Source organism: Reyranella sp., from assembly GCF_050185545.1.
GTDB lineage: Bacteria > Pseudomonadota > Alphaproteobacteria > Reyranellales > Reyranellaceae > Reyranella.
This window is the reverse complement of sequence record NZ_JBFWZI010000266.1, coordinates 1-5,923: the sequence shown is the minus strand read 5'-3', so window position 1 is coordinate 5,923 and position 5,923 is coordinate 1. Positions and strand designations below refer to the sequence as shown.

The window sequence follows — 5,923 nt, the reverse complement described above, 5'->3', positions numbered from 1 at the left end:
GATCATACCAGGCGGATGAACGGCCGATCCGCCGTCGGGTCGACCTCGACCAGCGCGCCGCTCGGGATGGCTTTGGTGATGTCGAGCTCGAAGCCCGAGATCATGGTGAAATCGGCGAGTGCGGCACCCTGGACCATGATCGGATTGACCCTGTTCAGCACCAGGGCAGCCGGGACGATGCAGCGTGCCTTCATCTCGTACAGCATCCATGCCGTGGCAACGCCGCCCTTGGCGGCGTCGAGCACCAGCACGCGCCCGACATAGCTCAGCCCGGCCAGGCGATGATCGGGGCGCGAGAAGATGCCCTTTATCCGATCGAGATCGTAGCGCGCGGAGAAGCCGTCGCTGGAGACGAGGGCCTCGGCCTGAACCTTGCGGCCGATGCCGGACGAGGCGTGGAAGATCCTGCCGGTCATGGCGCGATCCTGCCGCCGCGGCAGGCGAGGTCGATGCAGGTCTCCATCGACATCAGTGCCGGCTGGTAGCCGTAGCCACCGAGGATGTTCACCAGCTTGGCCGAGTTGGTCGCTAGGCGCTGCCAGCCGTTGGCCTCGGCCATCTCGCGGGCATAGCTTTGGTAGAAGCACATGCCGGCCAGCACGCCGCCGCCGGCTGCTTCTATTCGCGCCGTCAGGCCCATGCGGTCGGCGTCCGGCTTGACCTGCGGGCTGGTGATGGCGAGCAGGGGGATCGTGACGCGACGGCCCTCGAGCAGGTTCGCGACCTGTCGCATCTCGACCAGGCTGAGTTGCGGCGCCGAGAACACGACGATGTCGACGGCCTCGATGTTCCTGGCGTAGCGCGCCTGGAAGTCGGTGATGTCGCTCGGCCCGACCCTGTGGCGCTGCAGGTTGGCGGAGGCGGGGATCACGTCCCGGTTTCGCGCAGCCTCCGGCGTGATGCCGACCATGTGGAAGAGGGCGACCGAACCGTAGCTCGCCAGCGCGGCGCCGAAGTGCTTCATCTCGTCGGAGGTCGGGATGCGGTCGATGCCGACGATCGCCGGCACCTGCCAGTAGTCGCCGGACAGCCGGCCGACGATGCCGCCCAGGGCGCCCCATTCGTCGAGGCTGCGCGGCGTCACGGATACGTGCACCTCGAGCGTGGCGCGGCGCTGCTCGTCGAGGTGAAAGCCGTAGCGCGGGGTCCGGCCCGTTATGCCGGCGCTCAGCGCCGACGGTCCACCCTCGAAGTTCGAGCGCGCCCCGCATACGCTGTTGGAATAGATAGTCACCCCGGTGTCGCCGAACGCGGCATGCTCGCCCAGCAGCGGCGCCATGATCGTCTGGTAGTTGATGCAGGTGTCGGTCATCAGCACGCCGAGCGCGCGGAACGCGTCGATCGTGCGGCGCTCGAGATCGAGCATCCAGGGTTCGTGCTTCAGCCGGACCGTGGCGCTGAAGTCGGTGCCGCGCGGATCGGTGATGGTGGGCACTCGTACGGTGCGGTCCCTGGGCGGCAGGCGGGCCCAGCTCTCGAGCCATTCGACTCCGGCAGCGCCGAGCGATTCGGTGTCGGCCATGATGTGCGCCTGGGATACCGGGACGAAATCGCGCGCACCGAAATACCGGCCGACCTTGATCTGATGCTCGATCGCCCATTGCCGCATCGGGCCGAGCTCGCCCGCGCGCATCGCCTGCTCCTCGTCGGTAAGCCGCATCGTCAGACCAAGCCGGCGACGGGAACCGAGGGCCGGCGGTCGGTGTGGCTTGCGACCAGCGTCTTGGCCTGGTCGACCCGGCCTGCCTTGAGATAGGCGGCCAGCAGGGTGTTCTGGATGAGGTCGCGCTGCGCGCGGCTGCCGCCGATGCGGACGGTCTCGGCCAGTGCCGGCTCGAGTATCGAGATGGCGGCAGGCCAGTCGCCACGTCCGTAGGCGGCGAGGCCGACCGCGAGGCGGGGCACCACGTCGCCGGCCGGCGAGCGACCGGTCGCGGCTCGCTGCTGCAGCTCGCCGACGATGGTGGCGATGCCGTCCTGGTCGCCCGCGGCGACACAGGCCAGCGCGCGGTGGACGTCGACGAAGGCGATGCCGGCCTTGGGGAACGATTTCAGTGCATAGTCGCGCACCTCGTCCCAAAACAGCGCCTTGCGCGGATGGCCCGCCAGCTCGGCGCGCCACAGGAAGGCCGGCGCGTCGGTGGCGACATTGAGTGCCGGCCCCCAGGCCCCTCCGGGGTGGACCTGCGCCTCGTAGACCTGCCAGGCGCGTTCAGGATCGCCCAGGATCAGGGCGAACAGCGCGATGTGCCAGGAGATGTGGCAATGCATCAGGCCCTGGCGCGGATAGTCCGGCAGCCAGCTTTCCAGATAATCCAGAGCCCGTTTGTCCTCACCCATCTCGTAGAGCACGTGGGCCTTGATGTGCGCGCCGTGGGCGTTGCGCGGATACGCGGCCATGCTGCGCTCGATCAGGTCGACCGCCTCGTCGAGACGGCCGACTTCCTCGAGAGCGAAAGCATAGACGGCCTGGAACCACCAATCGTCGGCGAGGTGGGGGCGCAGCGCCTCCAGGAACTCGACCTGTTCGGGCTCGCGGCCCTGGCGGCCACTGAAGCCGATCAGGCCGAACACGCCGGTTGCCGGCGCTGCCACCATGGCATCACGCGGAAATTGGGCGAGGTGCGCCCGGGTCGCGGCCAGCGATTCGACGGGCTTGCCCTCGATGGCGAGGCACAGCGAATCGATGTGGCCCTGCTCGCGTGGCGTGGCGCCGGGAGCCAGCTCGCGGGCGCGCGCCGCCGCCTCGCGGGCGCCGGCGACATCGGCCTGCAGGAAGCGGGCGCGCGCCAGCGCCGCATGCGCCACGGCGAACCCGGGATCGGCAGCGACGGCCCGCGAGAGGTGCTCGGCATCTCCGTGCCAGGCAGTCAGCACGCCGTCGCAACCGGCGACATAGGCGTCGCGCGCCGCTTTGGAACTGGTGCTGACGGACAAGCCATAACGATCGATCAACATGCCGCTCGGTCTCCCTCTTTGGTCTCGCTCTCTGTCTTCCTTGGGGGCCGGCGGAACCGGCCATTGTCTCCCAGTCGTCCCAATGCTACGCCAGCACGAGGCCGACCAGAACAGGAGTCATTCCTTGAGCGCAGAAGATCGACCGAGACACCCGGCGATCTTCGACGGCCTCTTCTATACGATCGCCGGACTGTGCGGCTTCGTGACGGGCATCGTCGGCGCAGCCTTCCATCTGTGCGTCGATGCGCTCATGGGCTGGCCGGACTGGCTGATGGGCTGGATCGGCTCGCCGGCGTGGACAATCGTCGTCGCGGCGATCATCGCCGCCGTTGCCGTGACCCTGGCCTTCGTTCTCACAGATCGCATTGCCCCTGAAGCCGCCGGCAGCGGCGTGCCGCAAGTGGAAGGCGCACTGGAAGGGGTCCATGAAATTCGCTGGCGGCGGATTCTTCCCGTCAAGTTCATCGGCGGAGTGCTCGGCCTGTCGGCCGGCCTCGTCGGCGGGCGCGAGGGCCCGACCATCCATATGGGCGCGTCCATTGCCGCCTTCCTGGCCGAGCGGTTGCGCTTCATGCGCCTCGACTTGCACACGATGCTGGCCGCCGGTGCCGCCGCCGGTCTGGCCGCCGCCTTCAATGCGCCGCTCGCCGCCATCCTGTTCGTGGTCGAGGAGACCAGAAAGCAGTTCCGATACACCTTCCGCTCTTACGTCGCGGTCATCGTCGCCTCGGCAGCGAGCGCGTTCGGCATGGAGCTGGTCGGCGGCACGGCGCCGCAGCTGCGCCTGGATACCCAGGCCATGCCGCTCCTCCTGCTGCCGGTCTTCATGTTGCTGGGGGCCGGGCTCGGCGTGCTCGGCGTCGTGTTCAATCGGACCCTGGTGCTCGCTCTCGACTGGCGGGCGGTAACGTTCAGGCGCTGGCCCTGGCTCTATCCCGTGATCGTCGGCGCCGCCGTCGGTGCGCTCACCATCGTGCTGCCGCTCGCTGTGCGGGGGGGCGAGACCCTGATCCCGCAAATGGTCATCAGCAGCGTGCCGTTTCTCGGCCTGGTGCTGATCGCCCTGGTGCGGTTCGTCGGCACCATGGCGAGCTATCCGGTGGGCGTGCCGGCCGGCATCTTCTCGCCCCTGCTGGCGCTCGCCACGATGGTTGGCCTGGTGACCGCCGCGATCGTCGAGGCCCTGCTGACGGCGACGTCGCTTCCCGTGCCGCCGATGATGGCGGCGGCGTTCGCCGTTGCCGCGATGGGCGGCCTGTTCTCGGCAACCATTCGCGCTCCGCTGGTCGGCGTCGTGCTGGTGGTCGAGCTGACCGGCGGCTATGAGCTGATCCTGCCGACGATCATCACCTGCGTGACGGCGCACGTGGTCGCGGAGGAGCTGAAGGGGCGGCCGATCTACGAGGTGCTGCTGGAGCGCGCGCTCAGAATGGCCGGCCAGGAGCCGCGTGCGTGCCCGCCGATAGCGTCCTCGCCCGTTGGCATCGACAATCACGGGCGCTGAGAGAGAATCGGAGGAAGCAGTGGCCGGCAGCAGCACAGGCAGGGTCATCGCGGCCGGCGCCATCGGCAACGTGCTCGAATGGTACGATTTCGCGGTCTACGGCTATTTTGCCGCTGCGATCGGGCGGGTCTTTTTCCCAAGTCAGGACGCCGTGGCGCAGGTGCTGGCGGCCTTCGGCATCTTCGCAGTCGGCTTCTTCATGCGGCCGGTCGGCGGCGCCCTGATGGGCCACATCGGCGACCGCTTCGGGCGCCGCGCTGCGCTCACCTTCTCGGTCGCGGCGATGGCCATCCCGACTTTTCTGGTCGGTGTCCTGCCGGGCTACGACACGCTCGGCGTCGCCGCGCCGATCCTACTGACGGTGCTGCGCATGATCCAGGGCCTGTCGGTGGGCGGCGAGTACACCACCTCCATCGTCTTCATGGTCGAGCATGCGCCGGCCGAGCGGCGCGGCCTGATCGGCGCCACGGCGGGCTGCGGCGCGGTGGGCGGCATTCTTGCGGGCTCGGCAACGGGGGCACTGCTGGCATCGCTCATGTCGGCGGAAGCTCTCGAATCGTGGGGTTGGCGCATCCCCTTCCTGTTGGGGCTGGTGGTCGGACTGGCAGGGCTCGCCCTGCGCCGCGGTATTCACGAGGAAGTGTCCAGGAAGGAGCGCAAGCGCTCGCCGCTGGCCGAGACCTTTCGCGACCACGCGCCATTGTTGCTGCGGCTTGCCGCCCTGTCGGTGTTCAACTCCGTCGGCTTCTACCTGATGTTCGTCTACATCGTGAGCTGGCTGCAGCTGGTCGACGGCGTTCCGCCGGCGCGGGCGCTCGGCATCAACACCATCAGCATGGCTCTCCTGTTGCCGCTGATGGTGGCGATGGGCTGGGTGAGCGATCGTGTCGGGCGCCGGCCGGTGATGCTGGGCGCCACGATCCTCGCCATTGTGGCGTCCTGGCCGTTGTTCTGGCTGATGCACAGCACCAACCCGGCTGTCGTTCTGCTCGGGCAAGCGGGCTTCGTGCTGTCGGTCGGGACGTTCGTCGGCTGCCAGCCGACCGTTATGGTCGAAGCCGTGCCGGCAAGGGTGCGCTGCACGGCGATTGCCTTGGGCTACAATATGACGCTTGGGCTGATCGGCGGCCTCAGCCCCCTGGTCGCCACCTGGCTGGTCGAGCGCACGGGCAACAACTACAGCCCGGGCTTCATGATCATGGCCGCCGCCGCGGTCTCATTTCTGGCGCTGCTGACGTACCAGGAGACGTATCGCAGGCCGCTGGCCTAATCCTCTTCCCCGGCTTCGCTGGGGAGGTGTCGCCGTCTTCGGCGACGGAGGGGTCATGGCCTTCTGGACCGCGGGCGTCCCGCCCGCTCAACATCATGATCATGAGCGGGCGGGACGCCCGCGGTCCGCATGAGCCACGACCCCTCCGCCTGACTGCGCGCAGCCGAAGCGGCTTTGCTTCGGCGGAGGCA

General features: G+C 68.5%; 5 protein-coding genes. 2 read left to right on the top strand and 3 right to left on the bottom strand.

Going from position 1 to position 5,923, the window contains the following annotated elements; all coding sequences use genetic code 11:
• Window positions 1-2: 2 nt before the first annotated feature.
• The 3 genes from AB7O82_RS35500 to AB7O82_RS35490 are packed head-to-tail and all read right to left on the bottom strand — an operon-like array spanning window position 3 to window position 2,958.
• A complete protein-coding gene (locus AB7O82_RS35500) occupies window positions 3-416 on the bottom strand; it encodes an aconitase X swivel domain-containing protein (RefSeq protein WP_428621602.1) in 414 nt (137 codons plus the stop codon).
• Window positions 413-1,660, bottom strand: a complete 1,248-nt coding sequence (locus tag AB7O82_RS35495) for an aconitase X (RefSeq protein WP_428621600.1) — start codon at window positions 1,658-1,660, stop codon at window positions 413-415. The genes AB7O82_RS35500 and AB7O82_RS35495 overlap by 4 nt, the downstream gene beginning before the upstream one ends.
• A 2-nt stretch (window positions 1,661-1,662) precedes the next feature.
• A complete protein-coding gene (locus tag AB7O82_RS35490) occupies window positions 1,663-2,958 on the bottom strand; it encodes a tetratricopeptide repeat protein (protein ID WP_428541092.1) in 1,296 nt (431 codons plus the stop codon).
• A 124-nt stretch (window positions 2,959-3,082) separates the two neighbouring features.
• Between AB7O82_RS35490 and clcA the strand changes: the two genes are divergently transcribed.
• Window positions 3,083-4,462, top strand: coding sequence for a H(+)/Cl(-) exchange transporter ClcA (clcA, locus tag AB7O82_RS35485; protein WP_428541089.1), 1,380 nt, complete (start codon window positions 3,083-3,085; stop codon window positions 4,460-4,462).
• A gap of 19 nt (window positions 4,463-4,481) precedes the next feature.
• On the top strand, window positions 4,482-5,732 hold the full coding sequence (locus tag AB7O82_RS35480; RefSeq protein WP_428541086.1) for an MFS transporter: 1,251 nt from the start codon (window positions 4,482-4,484) through the stop codon (window positions 5,730-5,732).
• Window positions 5,733-5,923: the final 191 nt, after the last annotated feature.

Coding starts and splice junctions, on each gene's coding strand:
- AB7O82_RS35490 (WP_428541092.1), bottom strand. CDS start 2,958: ATGTTGATCGATCGTTATGGCTTGTCCGTCAGCACCAGTTCCAAAGCG.
- AB7O82_RS35495 (WP_428621600.1), bottom strand. CDS start 1,660: ATGCGGCTTACCGACGAGGAGCAGGCGATGCGCGCGGGCGAGCTCGGC.
- AB7O82_RS35500 (WP_428621602.1), bottom strand. CDS start 416: ATGACCGGCAGGATCTTCCACGCCTCGTCCGGCATCGGCCGCAAGGTT.